Source organism: Pseudomonas sp. SWRI51, from assembly GCF_014268825.1.
In the GTDB taxonomy this organism is placed as follows: Bacteria; Pseudomonadota; Gammaproteobacteria; order Pseudomonadales; family Pseudomonadaceae; genus Aquipseudomonas; species Aquipseudomonas farsensis.
Map to the genome: position 1 here is coordinate 40,562 of NZ_JABWRG010000009.1, position 25,241 is coordinate 65,802.

General features: G+C 64.2%; 24 protein-coding genes. 20 read left to right on the forward strand and 4 right to left on the reverse strand.

Going from position 1 to position 25,241, the window contains the following annotated elements; translation table 11 throughout:
- Nucleotides 1–42 precede the first annotated feature (42 nt).
- From pnuC to HU720_RS05535, 9 genes are all read left to right on the forward strand, one after another.
- The gene (pnuC, locus tag HU720_RS05495) at nt 43–609 is read left to right on the forward strand and encodes a nicotinamide riboside transporter PnuC (protein WP_186517941.1); all 567 of its coding nucleotides are present in this window, start codon (nt 43–45) and stop codon (nt 607–609) included.
- On the forward strand, nt 606–1,157 hold the full coding sequence (locus HU720_RS05500; RefSeq protein WP_186517943.1) for an AAA family ATPase: 552 nt from the start codon (nt 606–608) through the stop codon (nt 1,155–1,157). The genes pnuC and HU720_RS05500 overlap by 4 nt, the downstream gene beginning before the upstream one ends.
- 298 nt (nt 1,158–1,455) lie before the next feature.
- The gene (locus HU720_RS05505) at nt 1,456–1,896 is read left to right on the forward strand and encodes a hypothetical protein (RefSeq protein ID WP_186517944.1); all 441 of its coding nucleotides are present in this window, start codon (nt 1,456–1,458) and stop codon (nt 1,894–1,896) included.
- Between the two features lies 1 nt (nt 1,897).
- Nucleotides 1,898–2,470 (forward strand): adhesin, encoded by a 573-nt coding sequence (locus tag HU720_RS05510; protein ID WP_186517945.1) that lies wholly within the window; start codon nt 1,898–1,900, stop codon nt 2,468–2,470.
- 51 nt (nt 2,471–2,521) lie between these two features.
- Nucleotides 2,522–3,748 (forward strand): heme utilization protein, encoded by a 1,227-nt coding sequence (locus HU720_RS05515; protein WP_186517946.1) that lies wholly within the window; start codon nt 2,522–2,524, stop codon nt 3,746–3,748.
- A gap of 61 nt (nt 3,749–3,809) precedes the next feature.
- The gene (locus HU720_RS05520; protein WP_186517947.1) at nt 3,810–4,499 is read left to right on the forward strand and encodes a C39 family peptidase; all 690 of its coding nucleotides are present in this window, start codon (nt 3,810–3,812) and stop codon (nt 4,497–4,499) included.
- A 34-nt stretch (nt 4,500–4,533) separates the two neighbouring features.
- Complete coding sequence (locus tag HU720_RS05525) at nt 4,534–5,274, forward strand: hypothetical protein (RefSeq protein WP_186517948.1); 741 nt, start codon at nt 4,534–4,536, stop codon at nt 5,272–5,274.
- A gap of 45 nt (nt 5,275–5,319) precedes the next feature.
- Nucleotides 5,320–6,591, forward strand: a complete 1,272-nt coding sequence (locus tag HU720_RS05530) for a hypothetical protein (RefSeq protein ID WP_186517949.1) — start codon at nt 5,320–5,322, stop codon at nt 6,589–6,591.
- Nucleotides 6,592–6,902: 311 nt separating this feature from the next.
- Nucleotides 6,903–9,104: a sulfatase-like hydrolase/transferase gene (locus HU720_RS05535; protein ID WP_186517950.1), complete on the forward strand. Its 2,202-nt coding sequence runs from the start codon at nt 6,903–6,905 to the stop codon at nt 9,102–9,104.
- A gap of 4 nt (nt 9,105–9,108) precedes the next feature.
- On the opposite strand, the gene HU720_RS05540 is transcribed toward HU720_RS05535, so the two are convergent.
- Nucleotides 9,109–10,248, reverse strand: a complete 1,140-nt coding sequence (locus HU720_RS05540; RefSeq protein WP_186517952.1) for a glycerate kinase — start codon at nt 10,246–10,248, stop codon at nt 9,109–9,111.
- Between the two features lie 207 nt (nt 10,249–10,455).
- Here HU720_RS05540 and HU720_RS05545 point away from each other — a divergent pair, with 207 nt between their 5' ends.
- The 9 genes from HU720_RS05545 to HU720_RS05585 are packed head-to-tail and all read left to right on the forward strand — an operon-like array spanning nt 10,456 to nt 20,259.
- On the forward strand, nt 10,456–12,177 hold the full coding sequence (locus HU720_RS05545) for a WG repeat-containing protein (protein ID WP_186517954.1): 1,722 nt from the start codon (nt 10,456–10,458) through the stop codon (nt 12,175–12,177).
- Between the two features lie 42 nt (nt 12,178–12,219).
- Entirely contained in the window at nt 12,220–12,726 is a 507-nt protein-coding gene (locus tag HU720_RS05550) for a hypothetical protein (RefSeq protein WP_186517956.1), read from the forward strand.
- A 16-nt stretch (nt 12,727–12,742) separates the two neighbouring features.
- Entirely contained in the window at nt 12,743–13,762 is a 1,020-nt protein-coding gene (locus tag HU720_RS05555; protein WP_186517959.1) for a beta-ketoacyl-ACP synthase 3, read from the forward strand.
- A complete protein-coding gene (locus HU720_RS05560) occupies nt 13,762–14,769 on the forward strand; it encodes an NAD(P)-dependent oxidoreductase (protein WP_186517961.1) in 1,008 nt (335 codons plus the stop codon). Before HU720_RS05555 ends, HU720_RS05560 begins: the two co-directional genes overlap by 1 nt.
- The gene (locus tag HU720_RS05565) at nt 14,766–15,620 is read left to right on the forward strand and encodes an MBL fold metallo-hydrolase (protein ID WP_186517963.1); all 855 of its coding nucleotides are present in this window, start codon (nt 14,766–14,768) and stop codon (nt 15,618–15,620) included. The genes HU720_RS05560 and HU720_RS05565 overlap by 4 nt, the downstream gene beginning before the upstream one ends.
- Nucleotides 15,610–16,968 (forward strand): F390 synthetase-related protein, encoded by a 1,359-nt coding sequence (locus HU720_RS05570; protein WP_186517965.1) that lies wholly within the window; start codon nt 15,610–15,612, stop codon nt 16,966–16,968. The genes HU720_RS05565 and HU720_RS05570 overlap by 11 nt, the downstream gene beginning before the upstream one ends.
- Complete coding sequence (locus tag HU720_RS05575; protein ID WP_186517967.1) at nt 16,956–18,110, forward strand: ATP-grasp domain-containing protein; 1,155 nt, start codon at nt 16,956–16,958, stop codon at nt 18,108–18,110. The genes HU720_RS05570 and HU720_RS05575 overlap by 13 nt, the downstream gene beginning before the upstream one ends.
- A complete protein-coding gene (locus HU720_RS05580) occupies nt 18,107–19,246 on the forward strand; it encodes a hypothetical protein (RefSeq protein ID WP_186517969.1) in 1,140 nt (379 codons plus the stop codon). The genes HU720_RS05575 and HU720_RS05580 overlap by 4 nt, the downstream gene beginning before the upstream one ends.
- Complete coding sequence (locus HU720_RS05585; RefSeq protein ID WP_186517971.1) at nt 19,243–20,259, forward strand: Rieske 2Fe-2S domain-containing protein; 1,017 nt, start codon at nt 19,243–19,245, stop codon at nt 20,257–20,259. Before HU720_RS05580 ends, HU720_RS05585 begins: the two co-directional genes overlap by 4 nt.
- A gap of 8 nt (nt 20,260–20,267) precedes the next feature.
- Here HU720_RS05585 and HU720_RS05590 read toward each other — a convergent pair whose 3' ends face one another.
- From HU720_RS05590 to HU720_RS05600, 3 genes are all read right to left on the reverse strand, one after another.
- The gene (locus tag HU720_RS05590) at nt 20,268–21,686 is read right to left on the reverse strand and encodes a TIGR00366 family protein (RefSeq protein ID WP_186517973.1); all 1,419 of its coding nucleotides are present in this window, start codon (nt 21,684–21,686) and stop codon (nt 20,268–20,270) included.
- Between the two features lie 233 nt (nt 21,687–21,919).
- Entirely contained in the window at nt 21,920–22,576 is a 657-nt protein-coding gene (locus HU720_RS05595) for a CoA transferase subunit B (RefSeq protein WP_186517976.1), read from the reverse strand.
- Nucleotides 22,577–22,611: 35 nt separating this feature from the next.
- Nucleotides 22,612–23,310 (reverse strand): CoA transferase subunit A, encoded by a 699-nt coding sequence (locus HU720_RS05600; RefSeq protein WP_186517978.1) that lies wholly within the window; start codon nt 23,308–23,310, stop codon nt 22,612–22,614.
- Between the two features lie 121 nt (nt 23,311–23,431).
- Between HU720_RS05600 and HU720_RS05605 the strand changes: the two genes are divergently transcribed.
- On the forward strand, nt 23,432–24,337 hold the full coding sequence (locus tag HU720_RS05605) for a LysR family transcriptional regulator (RefSeq protein ID WP_186517980.1): 906 nt from the start codon (nt 23,432–23,434) through the stop codon (nt 24,335–24,337).
- Nucleotides 24,325–25,146: an aldo/keto reductase gene (locus HU720_RS05610; RefSeq protein WP_186517982.1), complete on the forward strand. Its 822-nt coding sequence runs from the start codon at nt 24,325–24,327 to the stop codon at nt 25,144–25,146. The genes HU720_RS05605 and HU720_RS05610 overlap by 13 nt, the downstream gene beginning before the upstream one ends.
- Nucleotides 25,147–25,241 lie beyond the last annotated feature (95 nt).

Genomic DNA, 25,241 nt, shown 5'->3' on the forward strand with positions numbered 1-25,241 from the left:
CTGCTTGTAGCATCCCGCCCTTTACCCTTGGAAGGCGCGCCGATGTCCGGGCTTGAACTCTTTGCCGCAGCGCTGGGCGTGGTTGCCGTATGGCTCACCGTACGGCAGAACCCCTGGTGCTGGCCGATCGGGCTGGTGATGGTGGTGCTCTACAGCTGGATCTTCTACGAAGTGAAGCTGTATTCGGACATGCTGCTGCAACTGTTCTTCGCCGTGCTGCAGGTGTATGGCTGGTGGCAGTGGACCCGCCCAGACAACCAGAAAGACGCCCGCCAGGTTTCGCGCCTGGCCTCAGCGCCCATGCTCAAGGGCTTGTCCGCAGGCCTGGTGTTCAGCCTGCTGCTGGGCGCCGGCATGGCCCACTACACCGACGCCGCACAACCCTGGCTAGACGCCGCGTTGACAGGTTTCAGCCTGGTGGCGCAACTGTGGATGGCACAGAAACGCCTGCAATGCTGGGCGCTGTGGGTGGTGCTGGATGTGATCTTCGTGGGTTTGTTCCTGTACAAAGGCCTCTACCTTACTGCCGGGCTGTATGCCCTGTTCACCGTGATTGCGGTGCGCGGCTGGCTGGAGTGGCGCCGCGACCCGGCGCTGGCCTACGCATGAAAACCCTGGTGTTGTGCGGCCCCGAATCCAGCGGCAAGAGCTGGCTCAGCGGCGAGATCCAGGCCCATTTTGGCGGTGTGGTGGTGGGTGAATACGTTCGCCACTTCATCGAGCGTGAGCAGCGAGACACCTGCTACGAAGATATATCCGCCATCGCCGAAGGGCAGTTGCAGTGGGAGGATCAAGGCCGCATGCAGGCCCCGCCGTTGCTGATTCTAGATACCCACCTGCTAAGCAATATCCTCTGGAGCCGCACCCTCTTCGGCGATTGCCCAGCCTGGATCGAACACGCCCTCGCCGCCCGCCACTACGACCTGCACCTGCTGCTGCGCCCCGAGGGCGTGAGTTGGGTAGGCGACGGCCAGCGCTGCCAACCAGACCTGGCCCAGCGCCAGGCGTTTTTCAATGACAGCCTGGGCTGGCTGCAGAGCCATCAGCGCCCGTTGCAGGTCATTGAAGGCGACTGGTCGCAACGCAGCGCCGCTGCTCTCGCTGCCGTAGCACGGCTGCTTAGTGGCCAGCTGCCAGCTTGTGCTACCGAGTGTTAACAGCGTAAGACACCTTTGGGCGGCGCAAGCCCCGGATTAGCGGGGCGAGCGGCAAAACCCGGGGACCTGTTTCAGCGCTGAGACAGCGTTTCACGATCTCTTCACATCCCCCGTACTACGGGGTTTTCACCGCTTGCCGCGAGCACTGCGTTTCAGCGCTGATACAACTGCCTCGACCCGCTCCCGCGATTCCCATGCAAGCTGTTGATCTATAAATAAAAAGTAAAACTGGCACGACTTCTGCCCTCCTTCTGTCAACGCTGACCCCGGCCAGCACCGATCAGAAGGAACCGCCACCGTGCACACACTCGACTCAGGCACCCGCATCACCCGCCTCCTGTTGCTGGGTTGTGCACTTGGCGCGGCCCTTAACCTGCCGGCGCAAGCCGACGATGGGCGCATCATCATCCTGCGTGACGTGCAACCGCGCATGGCCACCCGCGCCCCGGTCATCCCCGACCCTAACCCGGTCACCGTCAACACCAACCCTTCTGCATTCATTCTGCGCCAGACCGGCGAGCTGAGCGACGGCGATTTTGCCGGCGTTCGCAGCGGCGCCGGCATCAACAGCATGGTGCTGCAACAGACCAACAACCTGGGCGGCAACGTCAACACCCAGACCCAACTGCCCAACCTTGCCGGCGGGCGTGGTTCGGGCGGCGGCAGCAGCATCGCCAACATGGTCAATTCCAGCGTTCAACAAGGCATGGGTGCGCTGAAAGTACTGGGGGGCAAATAACATGAAGCCTGCACTGCTGATGCTCACCGCGCTGATCTCGCTGCAAGTGAACGCCGACCCGCAAGTGGTGAATACCGCCACCATCGACAGCTCCGGCGCCCGCTACCAAGGCGTGCTGTCGGTCAACCAGGCCGCAGGCGACGGCCAGCAGCAAGCCAATGCCCGCGCCATCGCCCTTGGCCATGACGCCAGCGCCACCACCCAGATTCGCCAACAGGCGCACACGCAGGTCGATGCCTCGATGGCAGCCGGGGCCACTATCCAAGGCAGCGCTTTTAGCGGCGGCAACGGCATTCTGGGGGTCAACCAGAGCGCCGGTGCCGGTAACCAGCAAGCCAACGCGGTGCGCCTGAGTGTCAGCGCGCAACCGCTCAGTCTCGACGACAGCGTCCTCATGCAACAGAACGTGGCGCTGATCAACAACTCAGGTGCAACGGACACCCCAGCCGGCTATCGCCAGGTCAGTACCAGTGACCAGGCCTTCACCGGTAGCCGTGGGGTGATCCAGTTGAACCAGAGCGCCGGGGTGGGAAACCGAACGGCCAACACCCTGAGCGTGCGGGTCGCCAATTGACCCAGGCAGTCAGGAACAACACTTAACCTAAACCGAGCACGGAGAATCACCATGAAACCTTCGATGGCAATCAAGCCTCTGGTTTTCGCAATTGCTGCGATCATGGCTGTGGCTGCACAGGCTGGGCAAAACGACCGCCGCGACCGCAACCACGGGCCAACTGTTGTTCAGACCAGCGCTGCGGCGACTGCTGTGGACACGCAAAACAGCACCGGCAACCGCATTCTCAATGAAGGCACGGTAAACCGCGCCGAAATCAGCAGCTCCGCCAGCGGTGCCAGCGGCAACGTCGGTATCAACGTGGCCTCCGGCAGCGGCAACCAGCAGGACAACGCTGCCGCCATTGCCAACTCAAACGCTGCTGGCATCGACAACGCCTTCGTGTTCGGCGCAGCCACTGCGACGGCCTACGTCAAGCAGTACAGCAACGACAACAAGGTCGACAATTACAACACCACCTCCTCAGCCGTCATGAGCGGCTCGGGTAACGGTGGCTCGGGCAACATGGGCATCAACGTGGCCGGTGGCGACCTGAACCAGCAGAAAAACACCATGGCGATTGCCAATGCCACCTCGCCACAAGGCGGCAACTCGGTCGCCAACGCCTCGGCCGAGCAGAACAGCCCAGGCCTGATCGTCAACAACAAGTCCGACCGCAACATGAGCGTCGACACCGTTTCGCTGACCACCACCCAAAGCGGCACTGCCAGCTTCAGCAAGGCTTCGGTGGCCAACGTCGACAAGACCTCCTCGGGCAACTGGAGCAATGAAGGCGCCTCACATGCCCAGGCCAGTGGCAGCAAGTCGGGCGAGTCCAATGCCACCAGTAACGCAACCCTGACTGCCAGCGGCGACGGCGCGCTCAACACCAACCGTACCGTCACCTTCAACAACGGCAATGGCGACCGCACCCGCAGCGTGAGCACCAGCGACTCGTTCAACGGCAACCTCAACGGCAGCATCGCCACCACCCAAGGCAGCACGTACGACTCCTCGTTCGAAAAAGCCTACGACTCGTCGTACAACAATTCGGGCCAGTCGGCATCCGAATCCCACGACAACGTCACCAAGAGCTACAGCGAGTCCAGCGCCTACGACCTGAGCAACACCATCTCGTTCCAGGTGCTGCGGCCTAACGGCTGGTCGAATGTGGTCAACAACACCGCAACCCTCAGTGGTTCGGTGACTGGCAGCTCGGGCAACCTGGGTGTCAACGTGGCGGCCGGTGTAGGCAACCAGCAAAGCAACTCGCTGGCGATCTCCAACACCTCGTACTGATCGTGTGCAGCCAAGGCCCCTTGCGAGGGGCCTTTTCCACGTAACCAGAAGGCGTTCGATCATGCGCATACCTGCCATGGCGTTGCTGCTTTGCCTGACCGGCGTTACCCCAACCAGTGAAGCGGCGCAGATGCCGCTTTCGGTGCTTCCGGGTGGTGCCGTGGTGTTCAAGCCGATCCAGAGCGTGCGCGAACGCAAGTTTGCCGACCTGGTGCAGCAGAAAACCGACTTCAGCTGTGGCGCGGCAGCGCTTGCCACCATCCTGCGCCAGGCCTACTGGCTGGATGTGACCGAGCACGACCTGATCGAAGGCATGCTGGCCCACGCCGACCAGGACCTGGTACGCACCCAGGGCTTTTCCATGCTCGACATGAAGCGCTACGTCGAAAGCATCGGCATGCGCGCCCGCGGCTACCGGGTGGCCCCGGAAACCCTGCACGAAGTGCGCATTCCGGTAGTGGTACTGATGGACATCCGTGGCTACAAGCATTTTGTGGTGCTGCAAAAGGTCGAGAAAGGCTGGGCCTACATCGGCGACCCGGTGCTGGGCCACAAGCGTTTCAAGGTCGAGGACTTCGTCAAAGGCTGGAACGGCATCATCTTCGCGGTGATCGGCCAGGGCTATGACAAGGACAACGCCCTGCTCGACCCGCCGCAGCCGCTAACCGCCAAGAACCGCATCAACAACTTCTCACCGGTCAAGGATTCGGAGCTGATGGATTTCGGTTTTATCCGCAGCGATTTCTTCTAACTACAAAGCGGGCATGACGCTTTAGGAGCATTCCATGAAGACGCAAGCCTGGCTGACCCTGATGTGCCTTGCGGTCAGCTTGCCAACCCAGGCACAGGTATTCCAGCCGATCGAGCTCAAGGACCAGGAACTGGCCAACCTGCGGGGCCGCTATGTCATGCCGGGGCGTATCGTCAGCTTCGGCATTGTGATGACCAGCACCTGGCAGAACGCCAATGGCGAGGTGATTGGCGCGACCTCCACCATGCAGATCCAGCAATCCACCCTCAAGCCGCAGTTCTACGTGACTGTCATCGACGAGAAAGGCAGTGGCGGCACGCCGACCCCAGGCACCGGCACGGTGACCGGTGGCGGCGGGCTCAACACCACCAGCGGCGTGACCCAAGTGGTACGCGCAGCCGGCGACAACAATTCGGCATTGAACAACGTCGATATCAAAGTCACCAAGGGCAGCCAAGCCACCGATGTAACGCCACAAGGCCAGGTGCTGGCACCCGGCTCGACCTTGGTCGGCGCCAATGGCGCCGGTTCCATGAGCGTCACCAGCAACGGCACCGGGGTGCAGATGAACATCGTCGCCGGCAGCAACCAGGGCAGCACGGTGCAGAGCATCGCCCAAGGCGGGCTGATGCAGAACACCACTTTGCTCGGTAATGGCAACCACGTCAGCAATATCACTTCGCTCAACGTGATGCTGCGCGACAACATCCCCTCGGGCGGTGCGTTGACCAACAATCTTGACCAGCTCAAAGGCCTACGCGCACTCGGATACTGATCTACGCTCTGTTTCATTCCATGTAGCCTGAAGGGACGGCTTCCCATGCATCGATCGTTGAGATTCAGCGCTGTCGTCTGCCTGACCACCCTGGCCCCCGCCATGCAGCTTCAGGCTGCAGCCGACCCTCAGGTCGAGGCCCTCAAGCAAGAGTTGATGGAGCTCAAACGCCGCTATGAAGCGCAGCAAAACGCGCTGATGGTGCTGGAACAGCGGGTTCGCCAGGTCGAAGAAACACCCGCCGCGCCCCAGCCCAAACGCCTGGTCAAGTCCCCGGCCGCCAGCACCCGCGGCGGCCAGGCTGTGGCTGCCAATGGCTCGGGCAGCTCGTATGGGCAGTCGCTCAAGGACGACTCGGAGCCGGCGCAGAGCGTATCGAACCTGTACGACGAGGCCAGTGGCTTTTTCGGTGGCGGCAAGTTCAGTATCGAAACCGGCATCACCTACACCCACTACGACACCCGCGCCCTTGTGCTCAACGGCTTTCTGGCGCTGGACTCGATCTTTCTCGGCGATATCAACATCGACCGCATCAAGGCCGACAACTGGACCCTGGACCTGACCGCCCGCTACAACGTCGCGCAGCGCTGGCAGTTCGACATAAACGTGCCGGTGGTTTACCGCGATTCCAGCTACTCCTCAGGCGGTGCCGGTGGTTCCGGGCAGTCTGAGTCCACCGCCAGCGTCAAGCGCGACCCGACCCTGGGCGACGTCAACGTTGGCGTGGCGTACAAGTTCCTCGACGAGACCGAGAGCCTGCCCGATGCAGTAGCAACCCTGCGCATCAAGGCCCCCACAGGCAAGGACCCATACGGCATCAAGCTGCGCGAGGTGCCAGGCAACGACAACCTGGCGGTGCCGGAAAGCCTGCCTACCGGCAACGGCGTATGGTCGATTACCCCCGGAATCTCGCTGGTCAAGACCTACGACCCGGCCGTGTTGTTTGGCAGTCTGTCCTACACCTACAACATGCAAGACTCGTTCAGTGACATCAGCCCCGAGCAGGGCAGCAAGGTGCCGGGCAAGGTCAAGCTGGGTGATTCCTGGCAGATCGGTGGCGGTATCGCCTTTGCGCTGAACGAGAAGATGAGCATGTCGTTCTCGGTTACTGACCAGTTCGCTAGCAAAAGCAAGATCAAGCGCGACGGCGGCGACTGGCAGTCGATCACCAACAGCGACTACAACGCCGCCAACTTCAACATCGGCATGACCTTCGCGGCCTCGGAAAACCTGACTATCGTGCCCAACCTGTCGATAGGGCTGACCGACGATTCGCCTGATTTTTCCTTCAGCCTGAAATTCCCGTATTACTTCTAAGGCGCAAAGCCTCGCAGTGCCGCCCCGGTGTTTCAGGCAAGCCGCTTTTGATTGTGTAGGAGCGGCCTTGTGCCGCGATGGGCTGCGAAGCGGCCCCAGGATCTGAGCCCCATACAGAATTGCTGGGGCTGCTTCGCAGCCCATCGCGGCACAAGGCCGCTCCTACCCTGACCGCGTAAAACCTCATCGATGCAGCGGCAAGCCCGCCCGCACTTTTGGTAACCGGTGTTTTCATTCGCAACGCACCTGCCCGCGGGCTGATATCATCCAGCACTTTTGTATGTCAGTTTCATGGCAGAAGGATCGCTTACGTGAAAAACATGCTCGGCCAGCCACGCGCCCGGTTGATTGCCCTGTGCGGGTTGGTGCTGCTCATACCGCTGGGCGTGCGCGCCCTGCTGGGTTGGTCCGACCCCTTGGGCTACCTGTCAGACCTCGCCATCGGCAGCCTGCTGGTGATGCTGTTGCAACGCCGCGCCTGGTGGCTGGCATTGCCTGTATTGCTGGCCTGGGTCGTGCTGTTCGTGGCCTCGGCTGAGCTGGTCAGCGCTGTAGGCCGTCTGCCGAACGAGGCCGACCTGCATTACCTGTTCGACCCGCAGTTCATGGAAAACTCAACCGGCGGCGGCCTTGCCCACCCCTGGCTGCCCGCGCTGCTGGCCGTTGGCCTGCTGGCGTGGCTGGCGGGCGCCTGGTATGGCCGCGGTCAGCACCGCGCCGCGCTGCCGCGCAAAGCCTGGGCGGTGCCTGCAGTGCTGTTGCTGACGCACTGGGGCACGCAACACCTGCTGCCGTCCGATGCCGACCAATGGCGCCAGTACAACCTGCCGCACCAGTTGCTCAGCGCCGCCACCGGCAGCCTGCAGCAACGTGCCGAGGTGCTGGTCTATGGCCCAACCCCCGTCACGCCGCTGCCCACCAGCGGCCTGACCCAGGCCGACCTCAGCGGCCAGCGCCTGTTCAAAGGGCGCGGCAAGGCCCGCAACCTGCTGGTGATCACCGTCGAGGGCATTCCGGGCGCGTATGTGCGCACAAACCGCCAGGCGCTGGGCAGCCGTTTTGACGAAGACCTGATGCCACGCCTGAGCCAATGGGCCGAGCGCGGCATGAACACCCCGGATTACGTGCTGCATACCCACCAGACCATCCGTGGCCTGTACGCCATGCTCTGCGGCGACTACGACAAACTGGCCAACGGCACCCCCAAAGGCGTCGAGCTGCTCACCCAGGAGGTGCGCAACCAGTCTTGCCTGCCCGCGCAACTGCGTCAGGCCGGGTTCTCCACCCACTACCTGCAAGGCGCCGGGCTGCGCTTCATGGCCAAGGACCGGATCATGCCACACATCGGCTTTGCCTCGGTGCATGGCCAGGAGTGGTTCAAGAATGACAACTACCTGGAATTCCCATGGGGCAAGGACGACCGCGCCTTCTTCGAGGGGGCCTTGGGCTACGTCGGCAAGTTGCGCAAACAAAGGCAGCCGTGGATGCTCACCCTGCTTACCGTCGGCACCCATCAGCCCTATTCGGCACCTGATGACTACCTGGAGCGCTACGACACGCCAAAGCAAGCCGCCGTGGCTTACCTTGACGATTCGCTGGGCGATTTCCTCGACAAACTCGAACGTCAGGGCGTACTGAAGGACACCTTGGTGGTGATTACCTCGGACGAATCCCACGGCATCGACGGCGTGCGCCTGGCGTCTTCCTGGGGCTTCAACCTGACCTTGGCGCCCGAGCAGGCGAAGTTACCTACGCTCAAACACGGCACCTACGGCCATATCGACCTGGCGACCTCATTGCTCGACTACTTTGCCTTGCCGATCCCGGCAGCCTTGGGCGGGCGTTCGCTGTTCCGCAACTATGACAGCGGCCGCGAAATGATCTCCTTCACCAACGGCGTGCTGCGTTACCACGACGGCCAGGGCACGTTCACCGAGTGTGATTTCCAGCAGCGCTGCCGGCGTTATGCCAGCGAAGGCTTCATTGCCGACCAGGCGCGCTTCATCGACCGGGGCACCAGCACCCTCGGCCCGCAAATCAGCCTACTGGCCAACACCCTGGACCAGTCGCTGCTGCAAACTCCGCTGAACCTGCGCTACCAGTTCGGCGGGCCATCGCCGATTGCCCTGCAAGAGCACATCCGCGACGACTGGGCCGACAACCTGATTGGCGCGCAGTACCTTGAGATGCCCGAAGGCTCGCGAACCAAGGTACGCATCAAGGTGCGCGCGCTCGACCCGCAGCACGAGGCGTATATCCGCCTTAAAGCCAAGGAATTCGAGCAGGACGTGCAGCTAGGCCTGCCCGAGGAGGTGCTGGTAACGGCCGATCAGCCGATGGAAATGGAGTTCGACTTCGACAACCCTACCGAGCGCAAGGCGTTTTCGTTCCACTTGCTCGGCTATGGCGGTGGTGAGGTCGAGGTCAGTGACTTCAGTGTCATCACCGCCCTGCCGGGTGAAGAAGAGCCCAGCCAGGAGCCCGACGAGCACCCGCTGGCCCACGCCGGCTAAGGCCTTAGCCAGAGCGGGCTACCCGCCACACCCGCGCCACGTCGGCGGCCCGCGCCTTGAGCAACGGGCCGGCGTCGGCGCAAGCCTGCTCCAGGGTCATCGGCCCGCTTGCGATAGCAAACGCGGCATCGATGCCGTGGGCATATAACTGCTCATAGCCCGCCCCCAGCGTGCCGGCCAACACCACCACCGGTACCCCGTGCCCCTTGGCCACCCGCGCGACCCCGAATGGGGTCTTGCCGCGCAAGGTCTGGGCGTCGAAGCGGCCTTCGCCGGTGATCACCAGGTCCGCGCCCTGCACCAGCGTATCCAGGCCGGCAAGTTCAGCCACCACCTCTACACCCGGGCGGAAGCGTGCGCCCATGAATGCCTTGGCCGCAAAGCCCATACCGCCCGCTGCGCCGCTGCCCGGCTCGTCGCGCACATCGCGGCCCAGCCACTGCGCACAGTGGTCGGCAAAATGGCCCAGTGCGCGGTCCAGCTGCTGCACCTGCTCAGGGTTGGCCCCCTTCTGCGGGCCGAAAATCGCCGAAGCGCCATTCGGGCCACACAGCGGGTTGTCGACATCTGCCGCCACTTCAACCTGCACCTCGGCCAGGCGCGGGTCCAGCTCACTGGCATCGATACGCGCCAACTGCGCCAATGCCAGGCCACCTTCGGCCAGCGGCTCGCCGGCAGCATCCAGCAAGCGCAGGCCCAGGGCGCGCAGCATGCCGCTGCCGCCGTCGTTGGTGGCGCTGCCGCCAATTGCCAGGACAATGCGCTGGGCGCCAGCGGCCAACGCCGAGGCGATCAGCTCGCCAGTGCCCCAGGTGCTGGTCCGGCAGGCATCGCGCTGGCCGCTCGGTACCAGTTGGATACCGCTGGCCTGGGCCATTTCGATCACCGCCGTGCGGCTTTCGGCCAGCCAGCCCCAACTGGCTTCAACGCTGGTCCCCAATGGCCCACGTACACGCTGGCGACGCTGTTCGCCGTGGCTGGCGGCGACGATCGCCTCCATGGTGCCCTCGCCGCCGTCGGCCATCGGGCACTCCAGCAGTTGCGCCTGCGGCCACACCTCAGCCAGGCCACTGGCGATGGCACGGGCAACGCCTGCGGCGTCGAGGCTGTCCTTGAACGAGTCTGGGGCGATCACGATTTTCATTGGGGGGTTCTCCTGTCTTGTACTGCGCATGCTGACAGTTGCACGGCAAGCCAGCCTCGGTCGAATGCACAAAAGCGCATGGCGGTTGTTGGGCAGATGCCGCGCCTGGCCCTGCGCTGCTGAATGCACGCAAGGCTTGAACTTGCGACAGTACTGGGTTATCAAGCCAGCCGCCTCCCTTCACCGCGTAACTACAAGGACGTCCCCATGGGCAACCGCGCCTGGCTGTACCTGCAGACAGACCAAGACGGCGACACGCAATCGTGCGAAATCGCCAGCGCCAACAACAACCTGCCGACCCTCTGGCAGGTGCTGCTGGCTGTAAGCGAAACCACCCAGGCAGACACCCGCCAGCGGGTCTTCGGCGATGCCGGCAGCGACGGCCTGCGCGCCTCCGCCCACGCAGCGCGGGCGCGGTTGTACGAGCTGGCCGCGTTCTTGATTGGCCGCGAACGCGCCAAGCAATCGCTGTATTGCCTGCAACTCGAAGGCGCGGCTCTGTGGTTTGAGCAGTTGCTTGAGGCCGAAGATGACGGCGTGGAGTGCTGGTTAAACGCCAACCTGGACGAGTTGTCCTGGCTCTACAACGGTGAGCCCGAGCAGTTCATCGCGGCCGTGCGCCAGCAATGCAACGAACGCTGGCAAGCTTTGCGCGAGCGCATGGCCGCCGACGATGTCGCAGGCGTGCTGGCCTTGTTGAACGTGAACGGCGTGCAGGACGAGGACGGCTGGGCCTGGCAGTTCGGCCTGAGCGGGCTGGACCACCCTTACTTCGCTGAGACCGATGAGCCGCTACAGGTGCGGTTCGATGAGTTCGAGGCCCAGAGCGCCATCGACAACGCTCACCTTGGCCACAACCTGTACGCGTTCGATATCGGCGAGCTATGGGGCGTACGCAACGGCCGCGAGCCTGAGGCGCCAGTGCTGGTACCCGCGCAGTACGAAGGCATCTGGCCGTTTGAAAACGGTTTGGCGGCGGTCATGAAGGACGACAAGTTCGGCTTTATCGACCTGACCGGCAACCTGGCGCTGAGCCCGTGCTTTGAAAACGTAGACGACTTTTCGCCCGCCAACCTCGCCCCTGCCTGCGAAAATGGGCTGTGGGGGTTGATTGACCGCCAGGGTGACTGGGTGGTGGCGCCTGCCTGGGATGAAATGAGCTGGAGCGCCGATCTGTACGCCTGGGTCCCCGAGCGCAACGACGGCAAGGGCCTGCTTACGGCCCAAGGGCGCGCGCTGCTGCCCCCTGACTATGAGGCGCTTGGCGCGTTTGTCAGTGACATCGACCCGGCCAGGCAATGGAGCGATGCCAGCATGCGTATCGTGACAAGGCGCGAGGACAAGGTCGGCATGGTCGATTGCGCGGCCCAGCCACTGATCCCCATGGTTTATACCGGTCTGGGTAAATTGGTCTGGGTACCCAGCGATGACCCCACCGAGCTCGCCCCAGCGCCCCCAGGCGTGGCCGGCCGCTATGTGCGCACCAGCCTGTGTGTCGAGCATCCCGAATGGTACGAATGGTTCGAGAGTGTCTATGACCTGCACGCCCAGCGCCAGGTGCTGCCCGACGTGCACGAAGTATTCGGGCTGAAATGGGCCGATATGTACGGCTGGCTGTGCACGATCGCACCCGACGACCCGAGCGAATACTGCACCGAGGGCCTGCAAACCGGTATCGCTCACGCCGATGGTAGCTGGCTGCACGAGCCCATCTACGCCTGGATCGCCCAGCCCAAGATGGTGGTGTGGAGCGCTGAGCCTATCGCCGAGCACTGGAACCGCGATGCAGGAGTGCCTGCGCAACGGGCAGAAGATGGCGCAATGGTGCTGCTGCATGCCGATGGCCGGGTGGAGCCTGCCCCCGCTGCAACACTGGACCTTCCAGGCATAGCGCGCCAGTTCATGGGCTGGGTAGGCAAAATCCGTTAGAATGCTGCCCCCAGCAAATACGGACATCGGCTGCCCCGCCCCATGGAACTGCACTTTTGCATCACCCCTGCTCACACCGACGCGCGCCTGGCCGAAAAACTCGCGCAGCAAACCCAGGCCCATGACCGGGTAATTGCCGCCGTCGAAGACTGGCAAAACCGTGTGCTCGCGCCACTGCGCCGGGTGCTGCCAGCGTGGCTGATCGGCACCGGCGCACCGCGCAAGCCCTTTCAACGCTTGAACCACCGGCTGATCGAGGCGCGCCTGCGGCAGACCCTCAAGGCCGCCGAGGGCCAATACTGCCTGGCATTCGACGAGCAGGGGTTCAACCTGCGGCGCGGCAACGGTGCACCTGAAGGCCTTGCCTGGGAGCAGATCACCCACCTGCGCGAGAGCGCCGACTTCTACGCCGTGAGCGACGCCAAACTTGAGCGCAAAAAACTGGCCTACCGCATCCCCCGGCACTCCGAGCTGATGCCGGCAGACGCCTACCAACAAGGGCTGCAGGCATTTATTGCAAAGTGCCCCGTGGCGCCGCAACCCCACTGATTGTCCTGGACCCTCCATGCACGCTCCCGCTCCCTCCCCCCGCCCTGCCCGCGCCCTGAGCGTACTCGGCACCGGCCACAGCCTGCCGGCGCGCATCGTTACCAGCGCCGAACTGGACCCTGTGCTGGGCCTTGCCCCCGGTAGCGTGGCGCGCATCAGCGGCGTCCAGCAACGGCATGTGGCGGATGACACCGACACCGCCGCCAGCATGGGCGCGAGCGCAGCGCACCGGGCGCTGCACGCCGCTGGCGTGGGCCTGCACGAGCTGGACCTGATCGTGTGTGCCAGCGCTACGCAAGACCAAGGCATGCCCTGCAACGCCGCCTTGCTGCAACGCGAGCTGGGCCTTGGTCAATCGGGCATCCCGGCCATGGACATCAATGCCAGTTGCCTGGGCTTTATCGCAGCGCTGGACACCTTGTCGTGGGCGATTCAGGCAGGGCAATACCGCCGGGTGCTGCTGGTGTGCGCCGATATTGCCTCGTGCGGGCTGGACTGGCAGCAGGTCGAGGTCAGCGGCATTTTTGGCGACGGAGCCGCGGCCGCGGTGCTCGGCCCTGGCGATGGCAGCGGCGCGATCATCGCTTCACGTTTGAAAACCTATGCAGAAGGCGCCGAGCTGTGCCAGATCCCGGCCGGTGGCTCGCGCTTTCACCCGCGCCGCATCAATCAACCCTTCACACCGCTGACCAGTTTTGCCATGCAAGGCAAAGGGGTCTTCCGCCTGGCAGCCCGGCACTTGCCGGAGCTGCTCGACGACCTGCTCAAGCAGGCCGGGCTCACACTTGCCGACATCGACTGGGTCATCCCCCATCAAGCCAGCCAGCAAGCCATGGCCCATGCGGCCAAGCGTTTGAGCCTGCGCCCGGACAAAGTCGTCGATATCTTTGCCCATCACGGCAATCAGGTGGCCGCCTCGTTGCCCACCGCGCTGGATATCGCCGTGCGCGATGGGCGCATTCGGCGCGGGCAAAAGCTGATGCTGATCGGCACCGGCGCGGGCCTGTCCCTCGGCGGCATGATCATGGTGTTCTGATGAAAGTGCTGATCACCGGGGGCACCGGGTTCATCGGCCGGCATCTGGTCTGGCAGCTTGCCGCGCAGGGCTGCGAGGTGCACTTCAGCGGCCGTAACGCCAAGGCAGCCGCCGAGGTAATGGCCCTGAGCCCTGCCGCCGTGCGCTGGTTGCCACTTGAGCATGGCAGCGCAACGGCCGTCGCCCGCCTGGCCGAAGCCAGCCAGGGGCTTGACGCCATGGTGCACTGCGCGGCGCTGTCCTCGCCCTGGGGTTCGCCCGAGGCGTTTCGCCAGGCCAACCTCGATGCCACCGCCGAGGTGATCAATGCTTGTCGCAGCAACGGCATCGCCCGCCTGGTGCACCTCTCGACCCCGAGCCTGTACTTCGATTTCAGCGACCGCTTGGGCGTGCGTGAAGACCAGCCGCTGCCCACCCCAGTGAACACCTATGCCCGCACCAAGGCCCAGGCAGAAACCTTGCTGGCCCAGGCGCAGTTGCCGGCCTGCGTGATCCTGCGCCCCCGCGCGGTGTTCGGCGCCTGGGACGCCACCTTGATGCCACGCCTGCTCAGGGTCATGCGCCAGGGCGCTATCCCGCTAATGCGCGGCGGCCAAGCGCAGCTTGACCTGACCTGCGTGGAGAACCTGGTACACGCAGTGTGGCTTGGGCTGACCCAGCCGCTGCCGCGCCCGCTGTGCGTGTACAACCTCAGTAACGGCACGCCGGTGGCCTTCACCACGCTGCTGCAACAACTGGCCAGCCAACTGCACTTGCCGCTGCGCACCCGCCGCCTGCCGTGGCGGCTGGTCGATAGCCTCGCACGCCTGCTGGAACTCAAGGCGCGCCTGGGCGATGGTGCCGAACCCCTGATCACCCGCTATGGCGCAGGCGTGCTGGCCTTCAGCCAGACCTTGGATATCAGTGCCATCCAGCGCGAATTGGGTTACCAGCCGGTACTCAGCCAGGCAGACGGCATCCGCCGTTACGCTGAGTGGTGGCACGCACAACAGGCGGCAGGCGCATGACCCGCAGCGTGCACCTGAACATTCTGCGCGCCGGCTGGTGCCAGCACCTTGAGTGCATGGCCGACCGTGGCGGGCGCCTGGCGCCGGTGCAGTTCCCTGCGCTGTGCGGCCTGATCCGCCACCCCGACCACGGCTGGATTCTGTACGACACCGGCTACGCCGAACATTTCTTCCAGGCCACCCGCCGCCTGCCTGAAAGCCTGTACCGCAGCGCTGTGCCGGTGCATCTGCCTGCCGCCGAGCAGCTCTCGGCGCAGTTGCATGCCTTGGGTATCGGTGTGGACGATATCCGCTACGTGATCATTTCGCATTTCCACGCTGACCACATCGCCGGGCTACGCAACTTCCGGCAGGCCCGCTTCATCGCCCTGCAGGCCGACTACCAGCACCTTGAAAGCCTGCGCGGCAAGCGCTGGCGCGCCACCCTGGGCGGCCACCTGCCGGCGCTGCTGCCTGATGACTTCGGCGCGCGGCTGCAATTGGCCGATAGTTGCGCCCCCTGCGCATTGCCGGGGTGGATGGCCCCGTTCGAACACGGCTTGGACCTGTTTGGCGATGCCAGCTTGATTGGCGTGCCGCTGCCAGGGCACAGCGCCGGTCAGTTAGGGTTGTTTGTGCCGGATGCCCAGGGCCGCCCGGCGTTTCTGGTCGCCGATGCCTGCTGGTCGGCAGCCGCCTGCGTCGCCGGGCGCCTGCCGGCCGCGCCGGCGCTGTGGTTTGCCAGTGCCGACCGGCAGCGCTACCAGCGCACCTACCACGGCTTGGGCACGTTGATGGCGCGCGAGCCGGCGCTGGCAGTGCTGCCATCGCACTGCAACCGGTCATGGGAGGCCTTTGCCAATGAACGTTGAACGGCTGCTCGGCAGCCTGCGTAGCATCGGCGCGTTCATTTTCAGCCGCTATGCCCTGCGTTTTCACAGCCGCAGCCGGCTGGAGGCTTGGCAGGCGCGCCGCCTGGCGCGCTTCATGGGCCAAGTGATACCCCGTGGCCAGCGCTTCAGCGGCTTGCGCCACCGCCATCTGCAAAGCCTGCCGCTGATGGATAAAAGCACCCTGATGGGTGATTTTGCCGGGTTCAACACCCGTGGCCTGAGCCTTGAGCAGGTGTTGCCGGTGGCCCTTGAGGCGGAACGTTCCCGGGACTTCAGCCCGACCTTTGGCGATATCACCGTGGGCTTGTCCAGCGGCACGTCCGGGGCGCAAGGGGTGTTTCTGGTCAGCAGCAAGGAGCGCCAGCGCTGGGCCGGCATTCTGCTGGCGCGCACCCTGCCGCGGGCACTGCTGCCGCGCCTGGTTTGCCCGTGGCTGGCCCCGCTGCGCATCGCGTTCTACCTGCGCGCCAACAGCCGCCTGTACACGACACTGGCCAGCCGGCGCATCGACTTTGCTTTCCACGACCTGACCCTGGGCCTTGCGGGCTCTTTGCAACAACTGCAGCAGCAACGCCCCGACGTACTGGTGGCACCGGCTACGGTGTTGCGTGGGTTGGCCGAGGCGGCCCTGGCCGGGCGCCTTGACATCGCTCCCCAGCTTGTGTTGTCGGTGGCCGAAGTGCTGGAAAGCACCGACGCCGAGCTTGTCGAGCGCGCCTTCGGCCGCAAGCCCCGGCAGATCTACCAGGCCAGCGAGGGGTTTCTGGGCTACACCTGCGAAGCCGGCACGCTGCACCTGAACGAAAGCCATCTGCATGTCGAACCGCAATGGCTGGATGCCGAACGTACCCGCTTTCAACCGATCATCACCGACTTTTCGCGGCGTACCCAGCTGATCGTGCGGTATCGCCTCAACGATATCTTGCGCGTGGCTGGCGCGCCCTGCCCTTGTGGCCGCGCCGAGCGCGCCATTGCGGCGGTCGAAGGGCGTGCCGACGAGGTGCTGTGGCTGCCGCACCACCACGGCAAGCACCTCGCCCCGCTGTACCCCGATGTACTGCGCCGCGCCTTGCTGATGCTCGGGCCGGCGCTTGGCGAATACCAACTGCGCCAGCAAGGCATGGACTGGCAGGTCGACCTGCTGGCCCGCGACGATCATGCGGCGCTGTGCCAGCAGGTCGGCGCCGCACTGACCCAGTTGTGCCATGAACAAGGCCTGCAACTGCCAAACCTGCACTTTGGCCACTGGCAGGCACCACCCGCACAGCACAAACGCCGCCGCCTGTTGATGCTGCAACTGCCCCAAGGATTGCCATGCGTGTACTGATTCTTGGCGCTCGCGCCCCGGCCTGCCTGGAATGGGCGCGTGCCTTTGCCGCTGCCGGCTGGCAGGTGACCGTCGCCGATTCCCTGGCCCAGCCACTAAGCCGTTTCAGCCGCGCCGCCGAACACTTCGTGCGCCTGCCCGAACCGCGCAGCAACCCCAACGCCTGGGTTGACGCACTGGCGGCCGTCATTACTCAACAAGGCATCGACCTGCTGTTGCCCACCTGCGAAGAGGTGTTTTACCTGGCCCATGGCCTTGAGCACCTGCGCCCTCTGTGCCGGGTGCTCACCTGCGACTTTGCGCTGCTGCACCGCTTGCACCACAAGGGTGATTTCGCCGCCATGACCGCTGGTTGGGCAGTGGCGGCGCCGGCCACCCAGGTGCTGCACGATCGCTCGGCGCTCCCGGCACTGGCTGAGGAGGCCGACAAATGGGTATTGAAGCCGGCCTATTCGCGCTTTGCCTCACAAACACTGGTGCGCCCTTCTGCTGCGCAAATCGCCAAGCTGCAACCCAGCGCCGAAGTGCCTTGGGTGGCGCAGCGCTTCGTCGCGGGTCAGGAATACTGCAGTTTCAGTGTATTGCTGAACGGCCAGTTGCGCGCCCACAGCAGCTACCGGCCACGCTACCGCGTCGGGCGCGGTTCGGGCATCTACTTCGATAGCTGCGCCCCGGCGCCGATCCGCGCCTTTGTCGAGCAATTCGGCAGCGCGACCGGCTACACCGGCCAGGTGGGTTTCGACTTCATCGAGGACACCCAGGGCCGTTTCCATGTGCTCGAATGCAACCCCAGGGCCACCAGCGGCGTGCACCTGTTCGACGACCAGCGCGCGCAGTTGGTGGCAGCCCTTGAAGAGCAAAGCACCAGCCCGCTGCTGGCTACCGAGCAGCCGCGCATGATCGCCTTGGCAATGTTGCTGCTGGCGGCGCCGCAACGGGTGTTCAACCGCGGGTTTTGGCGCGACTACGCCGATGCCCGGGATGTCATCGTGCAGGACGGCGACAGTGGCCCGCTGCACGCGCAATTGTTAAGCCTGGCCGAAATCATTGGCCGCGCCGTGACCCGCCGCTGCGGCCTGCTGGCGGCTTCTACCGCCGATATCGAGTGGAATGGCCAGCCGCTACAGGCACCGCACCTATGAAGCTGTTGATGCCCGAACAACTGGCCCTCGCGCCCCCGCAGCCCGGCGACAGCCTGGCCCGCCATTACGTCAGCAGTTGCGCAGGCGGTGCGCTGATCGGCAATGTCAGCACCGAAATGGCCTTGCTCGACACCGGCCGGCAGCAGTTTCCGGTGAGCATCAACCATGGCACCGGGCCTGCCGATAACTGCTATGTGGTCTCGCCGCAGACCGCTTACAGCGGCTATGCCCGCGAAGAACTGCAGCGCCTGCGCAGGCCGTGGCTGGCCGGCCCGCTGAAATGCCTGACCCAGGCCGTGGACCGCTTGCTCACGGCCGCCAAGGTTGACCGGCTGGTGCAGGTCAACAACTGGCTGCTGTCGACCAACCTGTACCCAGCCGACTGGGACGGCGCCGACCTTGCGCCGATCACCGAGCTGCTGCGCAGTCGTTTCCCTGACCATGGCTTTGGTTTCCGGTCGCTCAACGACTTCAGCAATGCCGAGCTGCGCCAGCGCCTGCAAGTATTGGGCTACCTGGCGATCCCCAGCCGCCAGGTGTACCTGTTCGATGGCCGAGCAGGCGCGCAGTCGGCGTTTCTGCGCCACCACAACACCCGCCTCGATGCCACGCTGCTACGCCGCAGCCCTTACCAGGTGGTGACGGGCGAAGCGCTGGAAGCGGCAGACTTCCAGCGCATCGAGCAGCTTTACAACCTGCTCTACCTGGACAAATACAGCACCCTCAACCCGCACTACAGCGCCGCTTGGCTGCAACGCGGGCACAGCGAAGGCTGGTTGCAACTGCGCGCCTTGCGCAACGCCGAGGGCCGTATCGACGGCGCGTTGGGCTGGTTCGCCAACAGCACCCTGCTCAGCACGCCCATCGTCGGCTATGACACCGCCCTGCCCCAGCGCACCGGCCTTTACCGGCAGCTCACGCGCCTATGCCTGCAAGAAGCCGCAGACCGCCGCCAAGTGCTCAACTTCAGCTCTGGCGCAGCCGCCTTCAAGCGCCTGCGCGGTGGCCAGCCGCAGATCGAGTACAGCCTGGTGTACGTCGCACATTTGCCGCGCGCCCGGCGCCTGGTCTGGCAGGTGCTGGCTTGTCTGCTGCAACGCATTGGCGTGCCCCTGATGAGGAAGCTCAAACTGTGAACACATCCAGCGCCTGGTGGCCGGTCGCGCTCAGCCACGCATTGCGTGACCAACCCTTGGCCTGCACCCTGCACGGCGTGCCGCTGGTGGTGTTCCGTGATGCTGCAGGTGCGGCGGCGGTGCTGCCCGATCGTTGCCCGCACCGCTTCGCCCCATTGAGTGCAGGCAAAGTGCGCGACGGGCAGATCCAGTGCCCCTACCACGGCTGGCGCTTCGACCCTCAAGGCCGCTGCACGCAGTTGCCCGGGCGCCCGCAACAGGCATGCACCCAGCCGCTGTTGCAACCGCTGCTCAGCTGCGAAGCCCATGGGCTGGTGTGGGCCAGCCTTGGCGCCGAACCGCCGCAGCCGCCCCCCGTTGCGCCGGCCCCGCAGGAGCAGGCGCTGGATATCTTCTGGATGAGCGACCGGGTGCGTTGCACGCTGCAGGACGCCGCCGAGAACTTTCTCGATGGTTTCCACACCCATTTTGTCCACGCCGGCTGGATCCGCCATGACCGCAAACGCCAGCAGATCAGCGCCTGGGTGCATGCCTTGGCAGACGGGGTCGAGGCGCAATACAGCGAAGAGGCCACGCAGTCAGGGCTGATCTCGCGCCTGTTTGAAGGCGAACGCGGCATCAGCATGGGGCGTTTTCGCCTGCCCGGATTGGCAGAGATTGAATACCGCGACCGCCAAGGGCGCCTGAACCTGCTGGTCAGTGCCTGGCTGGTGCCCGCAGCCGAGGGCGAGCTGCGGCTGTTCGCGCGCATCGCCACTGCTCGCGGTCGCGCCCCTGGCTGGCTCAAGCGTGCAGTGCTGCAGCCAATGTTCGCGCTGATACTCAGGCAGGACCGGCATATTTTGCAAAGCGTCAGCGCCAACCAGCAGCGCTTCGCCCAAGTACCGCTGCGCTGGCACCGTCAGGCACCGCTGGACAGCCACCAGGACCTGCTCGGGCCGTGGATCCGCCAGTTGCTCGCCCACGGCCAGTTGCAGGGCTTCGAGGAACGCCGCGAGACGTTCCTCTTGTAGCCTGAGGCTCAGGGCATGACTGGCGGCACGTACTGCAAGGTGGTACCCAGCGCCCACAACAACACCAGCACCAACGGCACATGCACCAACAACTGCACGAACGAGAAACCGATCAGGTCGCGCGCCTTGAGCCCGAGCACACCCAGCAGCGGCAGCATGTAGAACGGATTGATCAGGTTCGGCAGCGCTTCAGCGGCGTTGTAGATCTGTACCGCCCAGCCCAGGTGATATTGCAGGTCGTTGGCCACCAGCATCACGTACGGCGCCTCGATGATCCACTTGCCGCCACCGGACGGGATGAAGAAGCCCAGCACGGCTGAATACACGCCCATCAGCAGCGCATAGGTGTCGTGGGTGGCAATCTGGGTGAAGAACACCGAGATATGGTGGGCCAGGGTCTGCTCATCAACGCCCTTCACCTGGGTGAGGATGGCGGCAATCGAACCATACAGCGGGAACTGGATCAGCACCCCGGTGGTGGTCGGCACCGCGCGGGCCACGGCATCGAGAAAGCTGCGCGGGCGCCAGTGCAGCAAGGCGCCGAGCATGATGAACAGCAGGTTGTAGGTGTTCAGCCCGGAAATGGCGGTGATCGCAGGCTTGGTGGCGAACTCCTGGTACAGCCAGCCGCCGGCCAGCGCCACCAGCAACAGGATCAGAATCGGGCTGTATTCCAGCCATTCGCCTGGGCGCGTGCGCTGTGGCGCAGGTGGGGCGCTGAAACTTGGGTCAACACCGCAGTCTGCGGCGCTGCGTGCGCTGTTCGGGCCGGGGGCGGTGGCGTAGGCGATGATCAGCGAGACGATGACCAGCGCCGCCAGCATTACCCCGGACTGCCAGAGAAAAATGGTTTCGGTGAACGGGATCACCCCGGTGATCGACAGGATCGACGGCGGCAGGCTGGCCGGGTTGGCCTGCAGCTGCGCCGCCGACGATGACAGCCCCAGCGCCCACACCGCGCCCAGGCCCAGGTAGGCGGCAGCGCCCGCTGCCCGGTAGTCCATTTTCAGGTCGGTGCGGCGCGCCAGGGCACGCACCAGCAGGCCGCCAAAGACCAGCGACAGGCCCCAGTTGAGCAGCGATGCCAGCATCGAGATCAGCGCCACCCAGCACACCGCCGAGCGGCCGTTTTTCGGGATGCGCGCCAGGCGGTCGATCAGCCGCGCCGCAGGTGGCGAGCTGGCCACCACGTAACCGCCGATGACCACGAAGGCCATCTGCATGGTGAAGGGGATCAGGCTCCAGAAGCCGTCACCGAAGGCTTTGGCGGTATCGGTGGGCTTGGCGCCCATCACCAGCGCGCCGAGGCACACCAGCATTACCGCAAGTGCGGCGAACACCCAGGAGTCGGGGAACCAGCGTTCGGCCCAGTTGGAGCAGCGCAGGGCAAAACGGGCGGAGCGGCTGTCTTGAATATCAGCGGCCACGGGGGTTTTCCTTTTTTGATTTTATAGGTGGAGGTTTGAATGTTTTTTGGGACGGTTCTGCGCAGGCTCGCGCTGGCCTCATCGCAGGCTATCGCCAGCTCCCACAGAGACCGCGCCAGCCGCGACATCCGAGTCTGGCTCAGACCCTGTGGGAGCTGGCGACAGCCTGCGATGAGGCCGGAGCAGGCTTGCACAAAATCAGGAAATCTCCCACACACCGAGTAGCGAGGTTTTCAGAAGGTCATTTCCTGAACATCGTCCGGCACGATCAGCTTTCCGGCTGTTTTGGCGATGATCTCCTCAACGCTGACGCCCGGCGCTGTCTCGCGCAAGATGAACGCACCCTCGGCAATTTCCAGGTACGCAAGGTCGGTCAGCACCTTGCGAATGCAACCAGCGCCGGTCAGCGGCAGGCTGCACTGGGGCAGCAGCTTGGACTCCCCATCCTTGGAAGCATGGGTCATGGTGACGATGATGTTCTCGGCACCGGCGACCAGGTCCATGGCGCCGCCCATGCCCTTGACCAGCTTGCCCGGGATCATCCACGAGGCGATGTTGCCGTGCACGTCCACCTCGAAGGCGCCCAGCACGGTCAGGTCGACGTGGCCGCCGCGGATCATCGCAAACGACTGCGCCGAATCGAAAATAGACGCACCCACGCGGGCGGTCACGGTTTGCTTGCCGGCGTTGATCATGTCTGGGTCGAGGGTGCTTTCGGTGGGGAACTCGCCCATGCCAAGCAGGCCGTTTTCCGATTGCAGCATCACGTCCATGTCGGCGGGCACGTAGTTGGCCACCAGGGTCGGGATGCCAATGCCGAGGTTAACGTAGTAGCCGTCCTTCAGTTCACGGGCGACGCGTTGGGCCATCTGTTCGCGGGTCAGTGCCATGGTCTGGGTCTCTTTGTTGTTCTGGGGGACGGCGCTCAGGCCTTGACGGTGCGTTTTTCGATGCGTTTTTCAAAGGTGCCGACGATCACCCGGTCGACGAAGATGCCGGGGGTATGAATTTCGCTGGGCAGCAGCACGCCTGGCTCGACGATCTCTTCGACTTCGACCACAGTGATCTTGCCGGCGGTGGCCGCCAGTGGGTTGAAGTTTTGCGCGGTGTTGCGGTACACCACGTTGCCGTAGTGGTCGGCTTTCCAGCCTTTGACGATGGCAAAGTCGCCGGTGATGGATTCTTCGAGGATGAACTTGCGGCCGTTGAATTCGCGCACTTCCTTGCCGTCGGCCACCGGGGTGCCGTAGCCGGTGGCGGTGTAGAAGGCCGGAATGCCGGCGCCGCCAGCGCGCATTTTTTCGGCCAGAGTACCTTGCGGGGTCAGGTCGACCTCCAGTTCGCCGCTAAGCAACTGGCGTTCAAACTCGGCGTTCTCGCCCACATAAGAGGCAACCATCTTGCGGATCTGCCGGTCTTCGAGCAGCACACCCAAGCCAAAGCCATCGACGCCGCAATTGTTGGAGACCACGGTCAGGCCCTTGACGCCCATGCGCTTGATTTGCGCAATCAGGTTTTCAGGGATGCCGCACAGGCCAAAGCCGCCGGCCAGAACGGTCATGCCATCGGTCAGGCCTGCCAGGGCCTCTTCATAGGTTGCTACACGCTTGTCCAGTCCGGCCATGCTCAGTCGCCTTTTGTAGTTGTTGGAACCGTACGGTCATCTTCACCTTAGCTGACTGATTTGTTAATTTTGTTTTAGTCATTGATTGATAACTTTTACAAAACAAAGGCCACGTCCCTCCATGAACGTCAAACAGTTGCGCGCCTTCGTCACGGTGGCCAAGTACCAGAGCTTTGCCCAGGCCGGTGAACACCTGCACATCTCGCAACCGGCCTTGAGCCTGACCATCAAGGCGCTGGAGGACAACCTCGGCGGCGCCCTGCTCACCCGCACCACCCGCAGCGTCAGCCTGACACCTGAAGGCGAAGTGCTGCTGCCGCTGGCGCGCCGCCTGCTGGCCGACTGGGACGACACCGAAGAACTGCTGCGCCAGCGCTTTACCTTGCAGCTGGGGCGGGTTTCGGTGGCAGCCATGCCCTCCTACGCCGGCAACCTGCTGCCCGACGCATTGAAGGTGTTCCGTGGGCGCTACCCTAAAGTCAACGTCACGGTGCATGACGTGATCAACGAACAGGTACTGGAACTGGTGCGCCATCGCCGCGTCGAACTGGGCATCGGCTTCGAACCCGACAGCAGCGCTGCGCTGCGCTTCTACCCGCTGTACATGGACCGATTCGTGGCCGTGGTGCCTGCCGATTCGCCGCTGGCCCAGCAGGCTCAAGTGCGCTGGGTCGAGCTATTGGCCGAAGACTTCGTCGCCCTGCAACGGCCCTCGGCGGTGCGTTTGCTGCTTGAGCAGCAGGTGGCCGCCGACCATGGCAAGCTGGCGGTGGCGTTCGAGAGCCATCAACTGGCTACAGTTGGGCGCATGGTCGCCAGCGGCTTGGGCGTGAGTGCAGTGCCTGCGCTGTGTATCGAACAGATGCGCGAACTTGGCGCCTGCTGCGTCCCCTTGGTGGAGCCTGCGGTGCAACGGCGCATAGGCGTCATCGCCCTGGCCGACCACAAACTGTCCAGGGCGGCCGAGGCACTGCTCGACGTGCTGCTTGCCCATACCCATCCTCAGGAGGTGACATGCGATACGTGAATCTGGCCGGCGCCCAAGTGCCAACCATTGGCCAAGGCACCTGGTACATGGGTGACGACCCCGGCAACCAGCGCGCCGAGGTGGCGGCGCTGCAACAGGGCATCGAACTGGGCATGACCTTGGTCGACACGGCCGAAATGTATGCCGAGGGCGGCGCCGAAAAAGTCGTGAGCAAGGCCATCGCCGGGCGCCGGGACAAAGTGTTTCTGGTCAGCAAGGTCTACCCGCACAACGCCAGCCGGCGCGGCGTGCCCGAGGCGTGCGAACGCAGCCTGAAGCGCCTTGGCACCGACTGCATCGACCTGTACCTGCTGCACTGGCGCGGCCAGTACCCACTTGAAGAGACCCTGGAAGCCTTCGAGCGCCTGATCGAGCAAGGCAAGATCCGCCGTTGGGGGGTGTCGAATTTCGATCTGGACGACCTGCACGAGCTGAACAACCCGGCCTGTGCGACCAACCAAGTGCTGTACAACCCGGCTGAGCGCGGCATTGAGTTCGACCTGCTGCCATGGAGCCAGGCGCAGCACATGCCGACCATGGCCTACTGCCCACTGGCCCAGGCTGGGCGTTTGTTGCGCGACCCGGTGCTTGCGCAGATCGGCGAACGCCATGGTGCCACGCCTGCACAGGTGAGCCTTGCGTGGGTAACCCGCCAGGAGGGCGTGATTGCCATCCCCAAGGCAGTGAGCCCTGCCCATGTGCAGCAAAATGCGGCGGCGGCGGACTTGGTGCTCAGTGAGCAGGATTTGCAGGAGATTGACCGGGCATTTGCACCGCCCACGCGCAAGCAGCGGTTGGCGATGGTGTAACCCACGTACGACAAAGTCCCTGTGTAGGAGCGGCCTCGTGCCGCGAAAGGGCTGCGTAGCGGCCCCAGGATCTTGACCTCATGCAAAGTCGCCGG